This is a genomic window from Streptomyces sp. NPDC088246 (assembly GCF_044741025.1).
Lineage (GTDB): Bacteria > Actinomycetota > Actinomycetes > Streptomycetales > Streptomycetaceae > Streptomyces.
The window spans coordinates 233,444-252,886 of sequence record NZ_JBIURV010000002.1; the positions used below are offsets into that span (position 1 = coordinate 233,444).

Sequence of the window (19,443 nt, forward strand, 5' to 3'; positions counted from 1 at the left end):
ATCCCCCGTTTCGGAGGCCTGGTACTCGCCGGACGGCTACGGCGGCCAGAACGCCCGCTGGACACTGCCCGACAACGGTCCGGACCCGGTCAACCAGCCCGGTGCGTACTCGTTCGTGCACGGCAACGTGGGGGGCATCGCCCTCGACGCCAATGACGTCTCGTACGAGATCCCGGCCAACTTCGGGATCAGCGACGGCAGGCAGACACGCCGGCCGGACCGGCGCCTCGGTGAGCTGCGGGCCCGTCACGACATCGGCTTCCTGGTCGTCTTCTTCCAGCACTGCGCCTTCTCGACCACCAACGCGCACGCCTCGGACGGCGGGGTGCGCGACGCGTGGGTGCCGCTCTTCGAGAAGCACCAGGTGGACCTGGTCATCAACGGCCACAACCACGTCTACGAGCGCACGGACGCGATCCTGAAGAACGCGGTCCGGCGCAAGGTGCCGATCGGCGAGCTCACCGACCCGAGGCGGGACGGCATCGCGTACGTCACGGCAGGCGGCGCGGGCAAGGCGCTGTACAACTTCCCGACACCGGACACCTACGAGAGACACGTCCGGGACCAGGACAGCGTGGCCACGTACCGCGTGGTCAAGGGCGGCGGGAAGGCGACCGGGACCGTGGAGTGGTCGCGGGTGCGCTACACCGGCTTCTCGTTCCTGGCGGTGGAGGTGCAGCCCGGGCGGCACGCCCGGATGAAGGTCACCGCACTCGCCGAGTCGGGCGAGCGCATCGACCACTTCGAGATCAGCCGCGGCCGACCGTTCTCAGTGGCCCGTGGAGCCGCCGTTGTCCCTGCGGTCGAGGGCCCGCTGCAGGGCGGCGGCGGCATTCCGGCGCTCCGACTCGGTCGGGCGGCGGGTGTGACGGACTCGGCGGACAGTCGTCTCGGCCATGGTGGATCGACTCCTTGAGATCGCGAGGATTTCGAGATCGAAAAATCGTGAACGTGATTTCGAGATCGGGATTTCGAGGCGCCGGAAGGGGCGGGGAGCAGGCGCCGCAGGGGTTGCCTGCACAGGGCGCGCACTCACGACCGCCAGTCGCTGGATCTAGCGAGACGTTCGGCTTCTACAAAGCTAGGACAGCTCGGCCGGTCTGTCTCCACAATTACTCGGACTTCCTACTATCTGAGACGGAGGTTTACGGCCGCCCGCCCTCAGTTCCCGGATCAGGGCCCGGACAGCGAGCGATTGTGCCTGCTCAGGGGTGGTGACGTAGCCGACCGAACGCGTCGGCCGCTCCGGCCCGAGAGCTGTGATCTCGTCCGTGTCCGGTGCTCCTTCGAGTGACAGCTCCGGCATGATCGCCATGCCGAGACCACGGGACACCATCGAGAGCACCGCTCCGTCGTCGCCCTCGCGGCCTTGACGGCCCCTCAGTCCACCACCATTCTCCCAGTCATCGGACCAATGGTCAGGTCTGTGAACGATGAGCCTGCGGACTGGGAGAAATCGTGTCACTGCACAAGCCATGGAGAACCCGTATCGGAACGCTGTCGGTGGTCCTGTGCTGCGCGCTCGCGTCGACGCTGCTGACGGCGGCCGGCGCGCGAGCCGAGGAGAGCGCCTGGACGGTACGGGACAAGCCCGACGGGCCCCGCGCGGAGCTGCGGCTCGACCGGGCGACCGGATCACTGAGCCTGACAGTGTCCCGCGAGGGCGGGACGGTCATCGCCCCGTCACCCGTGGGAATCGTGACCGAGCGGGCCGACCTCACCTCGGGGCTGGGGTTCCTCGGCCGCAGCGACCGCTCGGTGGACGAGCACTACCGCACGGGCGCGGGCAAGTCCCGGAGCCGCACCGTCCACATGCATGAATCGCGCTTCCGCTTCCGTACCGCCGCGGGCGCCCGGCTCGATCTGCTCGTCCGGGCCTCCGCCGACGGTGTCGCCTATCGCTACGTGCTGCCCGGTGACACGGGCAACGTCCTGCGCGAGGCCTCCGCGTTCACCCTGCCCGAGGGTGCGTCCGCCTGGCTCGGCACCTACCGCAAGGACAACGAGAACCTCTTCAACGCGTACTCCGCCACGGGCGCCCCGGCCGGTGAGTACATGATGCAGGGGTTGTTCCGCACCGGAGGCGGCTACGCCCTGGTCGCCGAGTCCGACCTCACCGGCAGCTACTCCGGGGCCCGTCTGGTCCATGACACGGGCTCCCCCACCTACCGCGTCAAGCTCTGGGACGAGCAGGTCCAGGTGAAGGGCGCGCTCACCACGCCGTGGCGCGCCGTGGTCACCGGCGACCTGACGACCGTCACCGAGTCCACCTTCACGGACGATCTCGCCCCGGCCTCCAAGGTCCGCGGCACCTCCTGGATCAAGCCGGGCCGGGCCCTGTGGACCTGGCTGGCGGGCGGGCGTCCGGCGGGCCAGAGCCTGGAGATGCAGAAGGGGTACGTCGACTACGCGGCCGCCCGCCACTGGCCGTACACCGTCGTCGACGCGGGCTGGTACTTCGACCCGGACCAGTGGGACGTCACCGACCCCGGCTGGCAGTCGCACAGCTGGATTCCGGAGCTGGTGCGCTACGGCAGGGAGCGCGGCGTCGGAATCCAGGTCTGGATCCACCACCGCGACCTGGACACCGCCGAGGAGCGCGCCCAGTGGCTGCCCACGCTGGAGAAGTGGGGCGTCAAGGGAGTGAAGATCGACTTCATGGACTCGGAGGCGCAGGAGACGTTCCAGTGGTACGACAAGATCCTCCCCGAGACGGCGGCCCACCACCTCCTGGTCAACTTCCACGGCTCCACGATCCCCAAGGGCATCCAGCGCACCTGGCCGCACGTCATGTCGCTGGAGGGCGTCAACGGCGAGGAGAAGAAGACCAACACCGCCCAGCATCTGACCACGCTCCCGTTCACCCGGAACGTGATCGGCTCCATGGACTTCACCCCCGGCGCCTTCCATCGCCCGAACCGGCCCAACGCCGCGTCCGACGCGGGTGAGCTGGGCCTGTCGGTGCTGTACGAGTCCGGGGTCCAGAACCTGGCCGGCACCCCCGAGTCGTACGAAGCCCGGCCGGTGGCCCGGCACTTCCTGGAGCAGCTGCCGGACGCCTGGGACGACACCCGGCTGCTGGCGGGTGAGCCCGGCGGCAGCGCGGTCCTGGCCCGCCGCAACGGCAGCCGCTGGTTCATCGGCGGTACGTACGCGGGCACGGCGCACACCGCCGAGGTGCCCCTGCGGATCGGGTCCGGCCGCTGGCTGGTCGAAACGGTGACGGACGGGCCGACGGGACTGGTACGCACGGCCCGCGCGGTGCGGGGCGGCGACGCGCTGTCGCTGGATGTGGTTGCCGACGGCGGCTTCGCCGCGGTGGCCTGCCGCTGGGCCCCGGGCCGCACCTCGTGCGACCGCTGAACCGGTGGCGGACCGGGAACCTTCTACGGGCGGGCCGCGGAGGCGGGCGACGCGGTGGTGAAGCGGTTCTTTTCTGAGGGACGGCCCCGGAATGGAAACCGCCCCCCGGCCGGCAGGGGAACCGGGCGGGAGGCGGAATTCATGGCGGGGCGCCGGGGGTGCGGCGCCCCGGGGGCGTCAGCCCTGGTGGGGGTAGGTGTAGTCGGTCGGCGGAACCAGCGTCTCCTTGATGGCCCGGGTCAGGGTCCAGCGCTGCAGGTTCTGCGGGGCGCCCGCCTTGTCGTTCGTACCCGAGGCACGGCCGCCACCGAAGGGCTGCTGGCCGACGACGGCACCGGTCGACTTGTCGTTGATGTAGAAGTTGCCCGCGGCGTACCGCAGCTTCTCCATCGTGTGCGCGGCCGCGGCGCGGTCGCCCGCGATGACGGAACCGGTCAGCGCGTAGTCGGAGACCGACTCCATCTGCTCCAGCATCTCGTCGTACTTGTCGTCCTCGTAGACGTGCACGGCGAGGATCGGGCCGAAGTACTCGGTCGTGAAGACCTCGTTCTCCGGGTCGCTGCACTCGATGACGGTCGGGCGGACGAAGTAGCCCACCGAGTCGTCGTACGTGCCGCCCGCGATGATCGTGCAGGACGGGTCGGCCTCGGCGCGGTCGATCGCGGCCTTGTTCTTGGCGAACGAGCGCTCGTCGATGACGGCACCGATGAAGTTCGACAGGTCGGTGACGTCACCCATGGTGATGGAGTCGACCTCGGCCGCGAACTTCTCCTTGAAACCGGAGTTCCAGATGGAGGCCGGGACGTACGCACGGGAGGACGCCGAGCACTTCTGGCCCTGGAACTCGAAGGAGCCACGGGTCAGCGCGGTCTTCAGGACGGCGTGGTCGGCCGACGGGTGGGCGACGACGAAGTCCTTGCCGCCGGTCTCGCCGACGAGCCGCGGGTAGGCGCGGTAGTTGGCGATGTTGTTGCCGACCGTCTTCCACAGGTGCTGGAAGGTGGGGGTGGAGCCGGTGAAGTGGATACCGGCCAGGTCGCGGTGGTTCAGGGCCACCTCGGAGACGGGGATGCCGTGGCCCGTCACCAGGTTGATGACGCCCTTGGGCAGACCGGCCTCTTCCAGGAGCTGCATGAGCAGCACGGCGGAGTGGGTCTGCGTCGGGGACGGCTTCCACACCACGACGTTGCCCATGAGGGCGGGGGCGGTGGGCAGGTTGCCCGCGATGGCCGTGAAGTTGAACGGCGTGATCGCGTAGACGAAGCCCTCCAGCGGGCGGTGGTCCATGCGGTTCCACACGCCCGGCGAGTTGGCCGGGGGCTGCTCGGCCAGGATCTGGCGCGCGTAGTGCACGTTGAAGCGCCAGAAGTCGACGAGCTCGCAGGGGGTGTCGATCTCGGCCTGCTGGGCGGTCTTGGACTGGCCGAGCATCGTGGACGCGGCCAGCGTCTCGCGCCACGGGCCGGACAGCAGCTCGGCGGCGCGCAGGATGATCGCGGCGCGGTCGTCGAAGGACATCGCGCGCCAGGCCGGGGCGGCGGCGAGCGCGGCGTCGATCGCATCCTGCGCGTCCTGCTGCGTGGCGTGCGCGAACGTACCGATGACGGCCTTGTGGTTGTGCGGCTGTACGACGTCGAAGCGCTCGCCGCCGCCCATCCGCTTCTCGCCGCCGATGGTCATCGGAAGGTCGATCGGGTTCTGGCTGAGCTCCTTGAGCTTCGCCTCCAGGCGGGCACGCTCCGGGGAACCCGGGGCGTAGGAGTGGACCGGCTCGTTGACCGGCGCGGGGACCTGAGTAACAGCGTCCATGAGTGCCTTGTCTCCTTGTGTCAGGGGGTGGGGGTCAGCCGGGCAGGTCAGCCCTTGGTGAGGATGGAGCGGCCGAAGAACAGCAGGTTCGCCGGCTTCTCCGCGAGGCGGCGCATGAAGTAGCCGTACCAGTCGGTGCCGTACGCGGTGTACACGCGCATCCGGTGCCCCTCGGCCGCGAGCCGGACGTGCTCGTCGCTGCGGATCCCGTACAGCATCTGGAACTCGTACTCATCCAGTTTGCGCCCGGCCTTGCGTGCCAGCTCCTGGCTGATGGCGATCAGACGCGGGTCGTGCGACCCGATCATCGGGTAGCCGTCGCCCTCCATCAGGGTCTTCAGGATGCGGACGTACGCCTTGTCGATCTCGGCCTTGTCCTGGTACGCGACGGAGGCGGGCTCCTTGTAGGCGCCCTTCACGATGCGGACGCGGCTGCCGGCGGCGGCCAGGCGGCGGGCGTCCTCCTCGGTGCGGAACAGGTACGCCTGGATCACACAGCCGGTCTGCGGGAAGTCCTTCCGCAGCTCCTCGTGGATGGCGAACATCGAGTCGAGGGTGGTGTGGTCCTCGGCGTCCAGCGTGACCGTCGTGCCGATCGCGGCAGCGGCCTCGACGACCGGGCGGACGTTGGCGAGCGCCAGCTCGTGGCCGCCGTCCAGCGCTTGGCCGAACATGGACAGCTTGACGGACATCTCGGCCTTGGTGCCCAGGCCCAGGTCCTTGAGGCGCTCGATCAGTTCGAGGTAGGCATCGCGGGCGGCGGCGGCCTGTTCGGGGGTGGTGATGTCCTCGCCGACCACGTCGAGGGTGACTTCGAGGCCCTTGCCGGCGGCGTCCTCGATGATCGGGACGACCTGGTCGACGGTCTCACCGGCGATGAACCGGTCGACGACCTGCTTGGTGCCAGGTGCGGCCGAGATGAAACGGCGCATCCTGTCGCTGCGGGACGCGGCGAGAATCACGGGACCCAGCACGGGGCACCTCCACGGAAAGTACGAACGAAGGCCGTACCGGCAGATAAGGAGCAGAGCGGTACAGCACGGAGAACCACCGTGAAATCTAAGGATCCCTCCGTTGGTGTGCCATCGACAGCTGTCACGCATCCATTCCCGGGATCTCAGACATATGTCTGAAGGGGTGCGAGAATGGCCGGGTGAAGGGCGATTACCAGGAGCTGGTCGACGAGATCTCCGGGCTGCTCGGCGCCCCCGCGACGCTGGAGAACCGGGACTTCGGCCTGGTCGCCTTCGGCGCCCACGACAGCGACGACGACACGGCGATGGACCCGGTCCGCACCCGCTCCATCCTGACCAGGCGCTCCACGCCCGCGGTGCGCGCCTGGTTCGAGGGCTTCGGCATCGCCCGCGCCACCGGCCCGGTCCGCATTCCGGCCGCCCCGGAGGCCGGGGTGTTCCGGGGCCGCATCTGTCTGCCGGTACGCCATCGGGGTGTCGTGCTCGGTTACGTATGGCTGCTCGACGCGGACCCCGGGCCGACCGACGAGCAGTTGAAGGCGGCGATGGAGGTGGCGGCCCGGATCGGGGGGCTGCTCTCCGACGAGGCACGGGCGGGCACGGATCTGTCCCGGGAGTTCGGTGCGGTCCTCACCGCCGGGCGGGGCTGGCAGCGCGACATGGCGGTGGCCGCGCTGCACGAGGCACTGGGCCAGGACGCGGAGGGCCTGCACACGGTGGTGTGCGTGACCCCGTGGACCGACGATCCGCCATCGGTCCGTACGGTCCCCTCGGCATCGGCACTGACCTCGGCCCCGGCCCCCGGAGCCGCCGGGGGCCCCTCGCTGGCCGCGCTGATCCGGCTGCGCTCCAGCGAGGTCCTCGACGCGGCGCTCACCGCCGCGGACCGGCTGCGTTCCTCCGCGGGCGGGCACGCCACCGCCGGGGTCGCAGTGCCCCGCCGGGGCCTGGCGGACCTGGCCGGGGCCTGGCACGAGGCTTCGGCCGCGGCCCGCGCGGCGGCGGCCGAGTCCCGCTTCGGCCCGGTCGCCGAGTGGTCGGCGATCGGCCCGTACCGGCTGCTGACCGCGCTCCCCGCAGAAGCGGCCGCGGATCCCGCGGTCCGCGCCCTGCTCACCCCGCCGCACAAGGATCTGGCCCGCACCGCCGAGGTGTTCCTCGACTGCGCGGGCCAGGCGTCGCGTACGGCCACCGCACTCGGCATCCACCGCCAGACGCTCTACTACCGGCTCTCCCGGGTCCAGCGGCTCACCGGCCTCGATCTCAACGACGGCGAGGACCGGCTGTTGCTGCACATGGCACTCAAGGGTGCGCGACTCTGATCCTGCGCGCCGCCACCGAACCCGACGCGTCCGAGAGCCCCCGTCAGCCCGTCCGGCGTTCGAGGACGCAGCCGTCGCCCCGGGCACCCGGCCCGGCCTGGACGCCGGCTCCAGGCCCTTACTGCCGCACCCGCCCTTCCAGCACCGCCTTCAGACCGTCCGTCAGATCCTGTGCGGAAGGCGCCGATTCACTGTCCATCAGCCACTGCACCATCACACCCGCGAGCAGCGCCTGGCAGAACAGCCCGGCCACCCGCGCCTTCTCCGGGTCCGCCTCCGGGTCGATGCCGAGCATGTTCTCGGCGAGCCCGTCACGCCCCTCGCGCTGCGGGCCCGCCAGAGCCTTCTGCAGCTCCGGGTCCTGGTCGATCCGGGAGACGACCTCCATCTGGAGCTGCCAGACGGACCGGGTCTGCTCATAGCTGTCGATCACCCGCTCCCAGGTGTCGCGGAACTGGTCGAGCGGCGACCGGGACCCGCCGTCGCCGCCGTCCGCGTCCACGTCCGGCCGCTCGGTGAGCACATCGCCCCACTCCTCCGTCACCTTGAGGAAGGCGAGGTTGAGCAGGGCCTCCTTGGAGCCGTAGTGGTAGCCGATGGAGGCGAGGTTCGTACCGGAGGCGGCCACGATGTCGCGCGCCGTCGTCCGGGCGTACCCCTTCTCCAGCAGGCAGCGCTTGGCGCCTTCGAGCAGATCCTCACGGTGTCCCATGAAAACAGCGTACCCGGCATGCAGACGTTCGTGTAAGACGCACGTCTAGATGCCGGGTGCGCGGGGCCCCGAGGCCGCCAGTCGGTCAGTCGGTCAGTCGGTCAGTCGGTCAGGTTCACCGTACGGGCCGATGCGGCACCGATCTCCGTGGAGATCTCGGTGAGCACCGACGCCGGAACGTCGTCGTCGACGGTGAGCACGACCAGCGCCTCGCCGCCCGCGTCCGTCCGCGAGACCTGCATGCCCGCGATGTTCAGACCGGCCTCGCCGAGGATCCGGCCGACCGTGCCGACGACACCGGGACGGTCCTCGTAACGCAGCACCACCATGTGGTCGGCCAGCGCCAGGTCCACGTCGTACTCGCCGACGGCTACGATCTTCTGGAGGTGCTTGGGGCCGGCCAGCGTGCCGGAGACCGCGACCTCCTCGCCGCCCGAGAGCGTGCCGCGGACGGTGACCACGTTGCGGTGGTCCGGCGACTCGGAGCTGGTGGTGAGGCGGACCTCGACACCGCGCTCCTGCGCGAAGAGCGGGGCATTCACATACGACACGGTCTCATCGACCACGTCCTCGAAGACGCCCTTGAGCGCGGAGAGTTCGAGCACCTTGACGTCGTGCTGGGTGATCTCGCCGTACACCTCGACGTCGAGGCGCACCGCGACCTCGCCCGCGAGCGCCGTGAAGATCCGGCCGAGCTTCTCGGCGAGCGGCAGGCCCGGGCGTACGTCCTCGGCGATCACACCGCCCTGGACGTTGACCGCGTCCGGCACGAGCTCACCGGCGAGGGCGAGGCGCACGGACCTGGCGACCGCGATGCCCGCCTTCTCCTGCGCCTCGTCGGTGGAGGCGCCGAGGTGCGGGGTGCAGACGACCTGGTCGAACTCGAACAGCGGGGAGTCCGTGCAGGGCTCCTTCGTGTACACGTCGAGACCGGCGCCGGCGACCCGGCCCTCCTTGAGGGCGGAGGCGAGCGCCTCCTCGTCGACGATGCCGCCGCGCGCGGCGTTGACGATGCGCACCGAGGGCTTCACCTTGTGCAGCGCCTCGTCGCCGATCAGGCCCAGCGTCTCGGGGGTCTTGGGCAGGTGCACGGTGATGAAGTCGGCGACCTCGAGCAGCTCGTCCAGCGTGAGGAGCTTGACGCCCATCTGGGCGGCACGCGCGGGCTGCACATAGGGGTCGTACGCGACGATCTTCATGCCGAAGGCCGACATGCGCTGAGCGACCAGGACACCGATGCGGCCGAGGCCGACGACGCCGAGAATCTTCTCGCTCAGCTCGACGCCGGTGTACTTGGAGCGCTTCCACTCGCCGTTCTTGAGGGCGGTGTTGGCCTGCGGGATGTTGCGCGCGGTGGCGACCAGCAGACCGCAGGCCAGCTCGGCGGCGGTCACGATGTTGGAGGTCGGCGCGTTGACGACCATCACGCCGGCCTTGGTGGCGGCGGAGACGTCGACGTTGTCCAGACCGACGCCCGCGCGGGCGACGACCTTCAGCTTCTTCGCGGCGGCGATGGCCTCGGCGTCGACCTTGGTGGCGGAGCGCACCAGGATGGCGTCGACATCGGCGATCGCAGGGAGGAGCTCGGCGCGGTCCGCGCCGTTGCAGTGCCGGATTTCGAAATCCGGACCCAGGGCGTCAACCGTGGCAGGCGACAGCTCTTCAGCGATGAGTACGACAGGTTTCGAGCTCACGTGAGTCCTCACAAGTCCAGTGCGGACGGCCGTCCCGACGGCCGCAGGCGGTGGAGGGGCTTGCCGCGTGGAAGACGCACGACACTGTGGGCCTGACGCGTGTATGTGTGGAGAAGTGTAGTCATGCGCCAGGACGCATACTGCGCCCCGATGGAAGGATCACCCACACGGGGGTGGACGACTTGTACACACGTACGACGCCGCCTCTTCCAGCGGTGAAGCAGGGGGACACCGCGGGGGCGGGTCAGGAGACCCGCCCCGCGGCGAATGGGTTACGCGTCCTCGTCGTTGACCCAGCTCATGAGCTTGCGCAGCTCACGGCCGGTGGTCTCCAGGAGGTGGTCGCTGTCCGCCTTCTTGTACTCGTTGTACTTGGGCAGACCGTTGTGGTACTCGGCCATCCAGTTCTTGGCGAAGGTACCGTCCTGGATCTCCGCGAGGACCTTCTTCATCTCGGCCTTGGTGGCGTCCGTGATGATCCGCGGGCCGGTGACGTAGTCGCCCCACTCGGCGGTCTCCGAGATGGACCAGCGCATCTTCTCCAGGCCGCCCTCGTACATGAGGTCCACGATGAGCTTCAGCTCGTGCAGGCACTCGAAGTACGCGATCTCCGGCTGGTAACCGGCCTCGGTCAGGGTCTCGAAACCGGCCTTGACCAGGGCGGCGGTGCCACCGCAGAGGACAGCCTGCTCACCGAACAGGTCGGTCTCGGTCTCCTCGGTGAAGGTCGTCTTGATGACGCCGGCGCGGGTGCCGCCGATGCCCTTCGCGTACGACAGGGCGAGCGCCAGGCCGTTGCCCGAGGCGTCCTGCTCGACGGCCACGATGCACGGAACGCCGCGGCCCTCCTCGTACTGACGGCGGACCAGGTGGCCCGGGCCCTTGGGGGCGACCATGCAGACGTCGACATTGGCCGGCGGCTTGATGAAGCCGAAGCGGATGTTCAGGCCGTGGCCGAAGAACAGCGCGTCGCCGTCCTTGAGGTTGTCCTTGATGGACTCCTCGTAGACCTGGGCCTGGATCGGGTCCGGGACGAGGATCATGATGACGTCGGCCTCGGCGGCGGCCTCGGACGGAGTCACCACGCGCAGGCCCTGCTCCTCGGCCTTGGCCTTGGACTTGGAGCCCTCGTGCAGACCGACACGGACGTCGACACCCGAGTCGCGCAGCGACAGCGCGTGGGCGTGACCCTGGCTGCCGTAGCCGATGACCGCGACCTTGCGGCCCTGGATGATGGACAGGTCGGCATCGTCGTCGTAGAACAGCTCGGCCACTGGGTCTCTCCTTGGTGTGCAGGTGTTGCGTCCCACCGTACGGCGGGGTGCGTCAGATACGTTTTCGGGTCTCGCCATACGAGCGGCGAAGTGGCGGTGCCTAGGCCGAACGGTCGAGGGCGCGCAGCGAACGGTCGGTGATCGAGCGCGCGCCGCGCCCTATGGCGATGGTGCCGGACTGGACCAGCTCCTTGATGCCGTACTGCTCCAGCATCTTGAGCATGGCCTCCAGCTTGTCGGCGCCGCCGGTCGCCTCGATCGTGACGGCCTCCGGGGAGACGTCCACGGTCTTGGCACGGAACAGCTGGACGATCTCGACGATCTGGGAGCGGGTCTCGTTGTCGGCGCGGACCTTCACCAGGACGAGCTCACGCTGGATCGCAGCGGACGGCTCGAGTTCGACGATCTTCAGGACGTTCACCAGCTTGTTGAGCTGTTTGGTCACCTGCTCAAGAGGCAGGTCCTCGACATTGACGACGATGGTGATGCGCGAGATGTCGGGGTGTTCGGTGGTACCGACCGCGAGCGAGTCGATGTTGAAGCCGCGGCGGGAGAACAGTGCGGTGATCCGGGCGAGGACACCGGGCTTGTTCTCGACCAGGACGGAGAGCGTGTGCTTGGTGGACATGGAGTCGGTCTCTCTCTGTCTCTCAGTCGTCTTCGTTGTCGCCGAAGTCGGGGCGGACCCCGCGGGCGGCCATGACCTCGTCGTTGGAGGTGCCGGCGGCGACCATCGGCCACACCATGGCGTCCTCATGGACGATGAAGTCGATCACGACCGGGCGGTCGTTGATGGAATTGGCCTCTTCGATGACCTTGTCCAGGTCGGCCGGGTCCTCGCAGCGGATCGCGTGGCAGCCCATGGCCTCGGACAGCTTGACGAAGTCCGGGACGCGGGTGCCCTTCGCCGGGACGCCCTCGGTGTCGGCGCCGGAGTGCAGCACGGTGTTGGAGTACCGCTGGTTGTAGAACAGGGTCTGCCACTGGCGGACCATCCCGAGCGCCCCGTTGTTGATGATGGCGACCTTGATCGGGATGTTGTTGAGCGCGCAGGTGGTGAGTTCCTGGTTGGTCATCTGGAAGCAGCCGTCGCCGTCGATCGCCCAGACCGTACGGTCCGGCATGCCGGCCTTGGCGCCCATCGCGGCCGGGACCGCGTAACCCATCGTTCCGGCGCCGCCGGAGTTCAGCCAGGTGGCGGGCTGCTCGTACTGGATGAAGTGCGAGGCCCACATCTGGTGCTGGCCGACGCCCGCCGCGAAGATCGTGCCCTCGGGGGCGAGCTGACCGATGCGCTGGATGACCTGCTGCGGCGAGAGGCTGCCGTCCTCGGGCAGGTCGTAGCCGAGCGGGTAGGTGTCGCGCCAGCGGTTGAGGTCCTTCCACCAGGCGTCATAGTCACCGACGTGACCTTCGGTGTGCTCCGCCTGGACGGCCTGGACCAGGTCGGCCAGGACCTCGCGGGCATCGCCCACGATCGGGACGTCCGCGGCGCGGTTCTTGCCGATCTCGGCCGGGTCGATGTCGGCGTGGACGATCTTGGCGTACGGGGCGAAGCTGTCCAGCTTGCCGGTGACGCGGTCGTCGAATCGGGCTCCGAGGGCGACGATCAGGTCGGCCTTCTGCAGCGCGGTGACGGCGGTGACCGCACCGTGCATGCCCGGCATTCCGACGTGCAGCGGGTGGCTGTCGGGGAATGCGCCGAGCGCCATCAGTGTGGTGGTGACGGGCGCTCCGGTGAGCTCTGCGAGGACCTTCAGTTCGGCGGTGGCCCCCGCCTTGATGACTCCGCCGCCGACGTACAGCACCGGGCGCTTGGCCTGAGTGATCAGCTTGGCGGCTTCGCGGATCTGCTTGGCGTGCGGCTTGGTGACCGGGCGATAGCCGGGCAGGTCCTGGGTGGGCGGCCAGCTGAACGTGGTCTGCGCCTGCAGTGCGTCCTTGGCGATGTCGACGAGGACGGGGCCCGGACGGCCGGTGGAGGCGATGTGGAAGGCCTCGGCGATGGTGTGCGGGATGTCCTCGGCCTTGGTGACCAGGAAGTTGTGCTTGGTGACCGGCATCGTGATGCCGCAGATGTCGGCTTCCTGGAAGGCGTCCGTGCCGATGGCCTTCGAGGCGACCTGGCCGGTGATCGCGACCAGCGGGACGGAGTCCATGTGGGCGTCGGCGATCGGCGTGACCAGGTTGGTGGCGCCGGGGCCGGAGGTGGCCATGCAGACGCCGACCTTGCCGGTGGCCTGTGCGTAGCCGGTGGCGGCGTGTCCGGCGCCCTGCTCGTGACGGACCAGCACATGACGGACCCGGGTGGAGTCCATCATCGGGTCGTACGCCGGAAGGATGGCGCCGCCGGGAATGCCGAATACCGTGTCGGCCCCCACCTCCTCAAGAGACCGGATGAGGGACTGCGCGCCCGTGACGTGCTCAACGGTGGCGGCGGACGATCCGCCGTTACGGGCCCGCGGCTGGGGATGGTGGGCCCCGGTGGCCTGCTCGGTCATCGCATTCTCTTCTCGAAGCTGAGGGTTTTTGCGGGTGTTTTACGAGGGTTTGCCTGGTCTTAGTGCAACAAAAAACCCCTCGTGCCGTGAGGCAAGCGAGGGGAGCGCGTCGGTGTGGTCTGCAGAGTGTCAGTGAGGGACTCTGCTTCAGCCGACGCGCTTTCCAAGTACGAGAATTCGGGTGCGCATGGCAATGACCCTCTCTCCGACGCATACAGCGTGTCAAGTGGGTGGGACGGGCGTCTCAACATGTGAGCCACTGAGGAGTGGGATCGAGCCGCCGGCCAGGACCGGCTGTGCGGCGGCACTGCCGGGCACCGGGAACTCACCATGGGCCAGGGCGCGGCGCAGCCGGTACTCGTCGAGCGGCCCGGAGAAGGCCATTCCCTGGCCGTGCGTACAGCCCATGGCGCGCAGCGCGAGGACCTGCTCCGGTACGTCGACACCATCGGCCACGGACTGCATGCCGAGGTCGCAGGCGATGCGCAGGAGGCCGCTGGTGATCTTGTGCAGCCGGGCGGATTCCACGACACCCTCTACGAGACCGCGGTCCAGTTTCAGTACGTCGATGGGGAGCCGCCGCAGGGCGTTGATCGCGGCGTATCCACTGCCGAAGCCGTCGAGCGCGATGCGGACACCGAGCCGGCGCAGCGCGATGAGACGCTGTTCGAGTTCGTCGAAGGAGATCCGGGGGTCGCTGTCGGCGACCTCGATCATCAGGGCGCCGGAGGGCAGGCTGTGCCGGGTGAGCAGCGCCTCGACGGAGCCGAACGGCATCGCCTTGTCGAGGAGCCTGCGGGCGGAGAGCCGCACTGCGACGGAGACCGGATGGCCGGCCCTGGCTCGGTCGGCGGCCTGCTCGACGGCCTCTTCGAGGAGCCAGCGGCCGAGTTCGGCGGTGCGGTCGCTGTCCTCGGCGACGCGAAGGAATTCGGCCGGGGTGAACAGGATGCCCTGGGCGGAGCGCCAGCGGGCCTGGGCGGCGACGGCGGCGACGGTGCCGCTGGTGAGATGCACCACGGGCTGGTGGAGCAGGGCGAACTCGCCGTCGCGCAGAGCGGTGCGCAGCCGGGCAGCGAGCTCGGAGCGGCGTACGACTTCGGCCTGCATCTGCGGGGCGTACAGCTCGACGCGGTTCTTGCCGCCCGCCTTGGCGCGGTACATGGCGAGGTCGGCGTTGCGCATGAGGTCGCTCGGGGAGATGCCGGGCTCGGCGAAGGCGACCCCGATGGACGCTGCGACCCGGACCTCGCCGGTGCCGATGCGGTACGGCTGGGAGAGGGTGAGGCGCAGCCGGTCGGCGATCTCGTGGACCTGGCATTCCCGGGCGGACTGGTCGCGGATGCCGTCGCCGAGGATGATGGCCGCGAATTCGTCACCGCCGAGGCGGGCCGCGGTGTCGCCGGCCCGTACGGATTCGTGGAGACGGCGGGCGGCCTGGATGAGGAGCTCGTCGCCCGCCTGGTGGCCGAGGCGGTCATTGACCGCCTTGAAGCCGTCGAGGTCGATGAAGAGCACGGCGGTGCCGGGGTCGCCGGAGCGGCGGCGGCCGAGGGCCTGGCGCACCCGCTCGGTGAACAGGGCGCGGTTGGGCAGGTCGGTGAGCGGGTCGTGCTCGGCGTTGTGCTGCAACTGGGCCTGCAACCGCACCCGTTCGGTCACATCGCGGCTGTTGAGGATCAGCCCGCCCTGGTGGCGGTTGACCGTGGATTCGACATTGAGCCAGTCGCCCGTACCGGATCTGAAACGGCACTCGATCCGGGTGGTGGGCTCCTCCCCCGGAGAGGCGGCGAGGAACCGGCGCACCTCGTGGACCACCCGCCCCAGGTCCTCGGGGTGGATGATCGAGGCGAGCTCGGCGCCGACAAGGTCGTCGGCATCGCGCCCGTACACCCCCGCGGCGGCGGGACTGACGTAGCGCAGGACGCCGGTGGGGGCGGCGATCATGATGACATCGCTGGAGCCCTGCACCAGGGAGCGGAAGTGGTTCTCCTTCTGTGCCAGCTCCTGGGTGAGGGCGATGTTGTCGACGAGCATGATGCCCTGCCGGACGACCAGGGCGAGCACCACCGTGCAGCCGGTGAAGACCACGACGCGGTCCACCCGGCGGCCCTCGGTGACGTTGTAGAGAATGCCGAGAGTGCAGACGGCGGCGGCGAGATACGGCGTCAGCGCGGCCAGCGATCCCGCGACGGGCCGGCTGGTGGAGCGCGGCGCACCCCGTGGCGGGTAAGCGTTGTCCGCTGCGCTGTTCGCACCCCAGGGTGCGTACGCGAGGAGCAGGGAACCGGCGAACCAGCCCGCGTCCAGCAACTGGCCGGAGTGGTAGGCCTGGCGCAGCAGCGGGGAGGTGAAAAGGGCGTCGGACAGGACCGTCAGGGCGAGTGCGGCAACGGCGGTGTTCACCGCGGAGCGGTTGACGTTGGACCGCCGGAAGTGCAGGGCCAGCACCATGGAGACAAGCACGATGTCGAGCAGAGGATAGGCAAGCGCGAGCGCCGCGCGGGCCACGCTCGCGCCCTCGGCATCCACGAGATGCGCGGTATGGGCGAGGGCGAGGCTCCAGGAGAGCGTGAGGAGCGATCCACCGATCAGCCAGGAGTCCAGCGCGAGACAGAACCATCCGGCCCGGGTGACGGGGCGTTTGGCGAGGACGAGCAGCCCGACGATGGCGGGTGGCGCGAAGCAGAGGTAGAAGACATCGGCGAGGGAGGGGCTGGGCACCGAGCGCCCGAGCACGACCTCGTACCAGCCCCAGACCGCATTGCCCCCTGCGGCCATGAGAGAGGAGAGCGCGAACAGCAGCCAGGCGGGCCGCAACCGGTCGCCGCCGGTCCGCGCGTAGAGGAAGCAGGAGACGGCCGCGACCAGCGCGGCGGCGCTGAGGCCGAAATCCCCCATGATGAGCGCCAGTTCCGAAGAACCCCAGTCGAGGGCCGCCCCCACCGCGTAACCGCCGCAGACGAGACCGACCAGGACCTGCAGGGCCAGTGCGGATGCGCTGCCGCCGGCCGACCGCCGGGAGAGGAACGCCCCGAGGGCGCCGGCCGGCGCGCTCACCGGGGCGCACCCGACGCCGCCGGGTGTGCACGCACCCGGCGCCTGGCTGGGGTCTGTTCCGGGATTCCCGGCTGCGCCGCGACGCCCGGCACGCACTCCCCCGAGCCCTCGGCTCCGCCCGGGCAGGGGGAACCCCCTTGCCGCGTTGCCGGGCTCGTCCGAGAGCGTCCGGTACAAGGGCGACCCCGCGCCCCGCGATCGCACGCGCCGGACGCGCTGCGTGCGGACGACGGGAAACCCGGAACAGGCCCCAGTTGCCGTCGACTGCCCTGCGGTGCCGGATCGTTCGCCCATCGGCCGTACATCGCCCGTCGCCCCCTCGCGTGTTGCGTCCTCCCCGGCGCAGTCCCTTCCTCGGCTCAGCGCCCCTTTCGGGACGATACACCAGAGCGGTCACTCAGGGACATAGCTTATCTACTCTCCGTGACGATCACGGGACTTGCTGCAACGGTACGCAGCCGAACGGAACCGCAGCGTGGTCAACCGGTGGTGCGTACGACGTTCTGCACCGGCTCCCCTGCGGCGAAACGGCTCAGCTGTCCGGCCACCAGACGCTTGGCGCGCGGCAGGAACGCCGAAGTGCTGCCGCCCACATGTGGAGTGATCAGGACGTTCGGAGCATGCCAGAGGGGATGGCCGGCGGGCAGTGGTTCCGGGTCGGTGACATCGAGGGCGGCGCGCAGCCGGCCGGACTCGAGTTCGAGCAGCAGCGACTTGGTGTCGACGACGCCGCCCCGTGCGACGTTCACCAGCAGTGCTCCGTCCGGCATCGCGGCGAGGAACTCCGCACCCACCAGCCCTTGTGTGGACGGGTTCAGCGGGGTGGACAGCACGACGACGTCGGCTTCGGGCAGGAGTGCGGGCAGGTCGTCGAGCGTGTGTACGGGGCCGCGTGCTGTTGTCCGTGCAGAGCGCGCGACGCGCGCCACCCGCGCGCACTCGAAGGGCGCGAGCCGGTCCTCGATGGCCGCCCCTATCGATCCGTACCCCACGATCAGCACGGACTTGTCGGCGAGCGCGGGGTAGAAGCCGGCCCGCCACTCCTCGTTGTCCTGGCCGTGGACGAACCCGGGGAAGCCGCGCAGGGAGGCGAGGATCAGGGCGAGGGCGAGCTCCGCGGTCGACGCCTCGTGGACCCCCTTGGCATTGCACAGGCGCACCCCGGCCGGCAGCAGACCGAGCCCCGGCTCGACATGGTCGATGCCCGCGGAGAGCGTCTGCACGATCCGGACCTGTGCCATGCCGGCGAGCGGACGGACCGCGATCTGTGAACCCTTCATGTACGGCACGACATAGAAGGCGCAGTCGGCCGGGTCTGCCGGGTAGTCCTGCGCGCCGTCCCAGAAGTGGTAGTTGAGACCCTCGGGGAGTCCTTCGATCTCGTCGGCGGGAAACGGCATCCATATGTCGGGAGTCTTCGTCGAAGTCATGGTCAGGAGGCTAATCCCCGGGAGGCTGGGCGAGGGGCGGCAGCCGGCAGAGGTTACTTTGGGGTGCGGTGCGGTCCCGTGACGGCGGGGCCGAGGTCCTGTCGTCACGGGACCTTAGGGAGGGTTCGGGGAGTTGGAGCGCAGGAGTCTCGGTGCGGCGGCGCTCGCCGTGGGTGCGGTCGGTCTTGGCTGTATGCCGATGAGCTGGGCGTACAGCGCGTCGCAGCAGCGCGGTGACCGTGCGTTGCGTGCCGTGCACGCCGCGCTCGACGCGGGCGTGCAACTGCTCGACACGGCCGATATGTACGGCCCCTTCACCAATGAGCTGCTGGTGGGCCGGGCGCTGAAGGGTCGCAGGTCCGATGCCTTCGTCTCCACCAAGTGCGGGCTGTTGTTGGTGGGCGATCAGCACATCGTCGCCAATGGCCGCCCCGGCTATGTGCGGCGGGCCTGTGACGCCTCGCTGCGGCGGCTGCAGACCGATGTGATCGATCTGTACCAGCTGCACCGGGCCGACCCCGAAGTGCCGGTCGAGGAGACCTGGGGCGCGATGGCGGAGCTGGTGACCGCCGGAAAGGTGCGGGCGCTCGGACTCTGTGCGGTCGGAGCACGGGCTTCACGCCGGCCGGGTGCCCGGATGTATGACGAAACGATCCGCCAGCTGGAGCGGGTGCAGCAGGTCTTTCCGGTGAGCGCGGTGCAGGCGGAGCTCTCGGTCTGGTCGCCAAAGGCGCTGGAGTCGTTGCTTCCGTGGTGCTCGGCGCGGGGTGTGGGACTGCTGGCGGCGATGCCGCTGGGGAACGGCTATCTGACGGGCACGCTGACCCCGGGACAGGGCTTCGAGCCCGACGATCCGCGGGCCAGGCATCCACGGTTCACGGCCGAGATGATGGCGGCGAACCAGCCGGTGGTGGTCGGGCTGCGGCGGATCGCGGAGCGGCACGGGGCGACTGTGGCGCAGGTGGCGCTGGCCTGGGTGCTGCGGCAGGGGCCGCATGTGGTGCCGGTGCCGGGGACCAAGCGGGAGCGGTGGGCGGTGGAGAACGCGGGGGCGGCCGGGCTGACGCTGAGCGCGCGGGATCTGGTGGAGATCGCCCGGCTGCCCCCGGCGCGGGGGTCGTGGGACTGACCGCCGGCCCCGCATCCGTGATCACCGATCGAGAAAACTGGCGGGCATGGGGTACCCGGGGCGGGGCTGCGGTGTAAGAACAGTAGTCGGGTGGCCGTCGAAGGGATCGGTGCTGTGCACGGTGTTCTGTTCGGGTCTGTACAAGGCCTTGCGCGTCGTCGGGGGCGGCGTCGCG

Annotated in this window: 12 protein-coding genes and 2 pseudogenes; 4 read left to right on the forward strand and 10 right to left on the reverse strand. The window is 69.6% G+C overall.

Annotated elements, in window-relative coordinates:
* Positions 1-13: 13 nt before the first annotated feature.
* A pseudogene (locus tag ACIPEK_RS03675) lies at positions 14-760 on the forward strand (metallophosphoesterase family protein); the annotation flags it as partial.
* Positions 761-1,081: 321 nt separating this feature from the next.
* Here ACIPEK_RS03675 and ACIPEK_RS03680 read toward each other — a convergent pair.
* A pseudogene (locus ACIPEK_RS03680) lies at positions 1,082-1,357 on the reverse strand (LysR substrate-binding domain-containing protein); the annotation flags it as partial.
* A 101-nt stretch (positions 1,358-1,458) separates the two neighbouring features.
* Here ACIPEK_RS03680 and ACIPEK_RS03685 point away from each other — a divergent pair.
* Entirely contained in the window at positions 1,459-3,363 is a 1,905-nt protein-coding gene (locus ACIPEK_RS03685; protein WP_401990163.1) for a glycoside hydrolase family 97 catalytic domain-containing protein, read from the forward strand.
* A gap of 177 nt (positions 3,364-3,540) precedes the next feature.
* On the opposite strand, the gene pruA is transcribed toward ACIPEK_RS03685, so the two are convergent.
* Together pruA and ACIPEK_RS03695 are read right to left on the reverse strand one after the other, a co-directional pair.
* On the reverse strand, positions 3,541-5,172 hold the full coding sequence (gene pruA, locus ACIPEK_RS03690; RefSeq protein ID WP_383070952.1) for an L-glutamate gamma-semialdehyde dehydrogenase: 1,632 nt from the start codon (positions 5,170-5,172) through the stop codon (positions 3,541-3,543).
* A gap of 47 nt (positions 5,173-5,219) precedes the next feature.
* Positions 5,220-6,146 (reverse strand): proline dehydrogenase family protein, encoded by a 927-nt coding sequence (locus ACIPEK_RS03695; RefSeq protein WP_383070950.1) that lies wholly within the window; start codon positions 6,144-6,146, stop codon positions 5,220-5,222.
* 179 nt (positions 6,147-6,325) lie between these two features.
* On the opposite strand from ACIPEK_RS03695, the gene ACIPEK_RS03700 reads away from it, so the two are divergent.
* Entirely contained in the window at positions 6,326-7,468 is a 1,143-nt protein-coding gene (locus ACIPEK_RS03700) for a PucR family transcriptional regulator (RefSeq protein WP_401990168.1), read from the forward strand.
* A 118-nt stretch (positions 7,469-7,586) separates the two neighbouring features.
* Here the strand turns inward: ACIPEK_RS03700 and ACIPEK_RS03705 are convergent, their stop codons facing one another.
* The 7 genes from ACIPEK_RS03705 to ACIPEK_RS03735 all read right to left on the reverse strand — a co-directional run bounded on the left by ACIPEK_RS03705 (position 7,587) and on the right by ACIPEK_RS03735 (position 18,139).
* Positions 7,587-8,180, reverse strand: coding sequence for a TetR/AcrR family transcriptional regulator (locus tag ACIPEK_RS03705; RefSeq protein ID WP_401990171.1), 594 nt, complete (start codon positions 8,178-8,180; stop codon positions 7,587-7,589).
* Between the two features lie 101 nt (positions 8,181-8,281).
* Entirely contained in the window at positions 8,282-9,874 is a 1,593-nt protein-coding gene (serA, locus tag ACIPEK_RS03710) for a phosphoglycerate dehydrogenase (RefSeq protein WP_383070945.1), read from the reverse strand.
* 272 nt (positions 9,875-10,146) lie between these two features.
* Positions 10,147-11,148: a ketol-acid reductoisomerase gene (gene ilvC / locus ACIPEK_RS03715; RefSeq protein WP_093897792.1), complete on the reverse strand. Its 1,002-nt coding sequence runs from the start codon at positions 11,146-11,148 to the stop codon at positions 10,147-10,149.
* A 100-nt stretch (positions 11,149-11,248) separates the two neighbouring features.
* Positions 11,249-11,776, reverse strand: a complete 528-nt coding sequence (gene ilvN, locus ACIPEK_RS03720) for an acetolactate synthase small subunit (RefSeq protein ID WP_018102507.1) — start codon at positions 11,774-11,776, stop codon at positions 11,249-11,251.
* 22 nt (positions 11,777-11,798) lie between these two features.
* Complete coding sequence (locus ACIPEK_RS03725) at positions 11,799-13,649, reverse strand: acetolactate synthase large subunit (protein WP_401990176.1); 1,851 nt, start codon at positions 13,647-13,649, stop codon at positions 11,799-11,801.
* A gap of 222 nt (positions 13,650-13,871) precedes the next feature.
* Complete coding sequence (locus tag ACIPEK_RS03730; protein ID WP_401990179.1) at positions 13,872-16,709, reverse strand: putative bifunctional diguanylate cyclase/phosphodiesterase; 2,838 nt, start codon at positions 16,707-16,709, stop codon at positions 13,872-13,874.
* A gap of 479 nt (positions 16,710-17,188) precedes the next feature.
* The gene (locus tag ACIPEK_RS03735; protein WP_401990182.1) at positions 17,189-18,139 is read right to left on the reverse strand and encodes a 2-hydroxyacid dehydrogenase; all 951 of its coding nucleotides are present in this window, start codon (positions 18,137-18,139) and stop codon (positions 17,189-17,191) included.
* A gap of 133 nt (positions 18,140-18,272) precedes the next feature.
* Between ACIPEK_RS03735 and ACIPEK_RS03740 the strand changes: the two genes are divergently transcribed.
* Positions 18,273-19,268: an aldo/keto reductase gene (locus ACIPEK_RS03740; RefSeq protein ID WP_383070936.1), complete on the forward strand. Its 996-nt coding sequence runs from the start codon at positions 18,273-18,275 to the stop codon at positions 19,266-19,268.
* Positions 19,269-19,443 lie beyond the last annotated feature (175 nt).

Coding starts and splice junctions, on each gene's coding strand:
- pruA (WP_383070952.1), bottom strand. CDS start 5,172: ATGGACGCTGTTACTCAGGTCCCCGCGCCGGTCAACGAGCCGGTCCAC.
- ACIPEK_RS03705 (WP_401990171.1), bottom strand. CDS start 8,180: ATGGGACACCGTGAGGATCTGCTCGAAGGCGCCAAGCGCTGCCTGCTG.
- ilvN (WP_018102507.1), bottom strand. CDS start 11,776: ATGTCCACCAAGCACACGCTCTCCGTCCTGGTCGAGAACAAGCCCGGT.
- ACIPEK_RS03725 (WP_401990176.1), bottom strand. CDS start 13,649: ATGACCGAGCAGGCCACCGGGGCCCACCATCCCCAGCCGCGGGCCCGT.
- ACIPEK_RS03735 (WP_401990182.1), bottom strand. CDS start 18,139: ATGACTTCGACGAAGACTCCCGACATATGGATGCCGTTTCCCGCCGAC.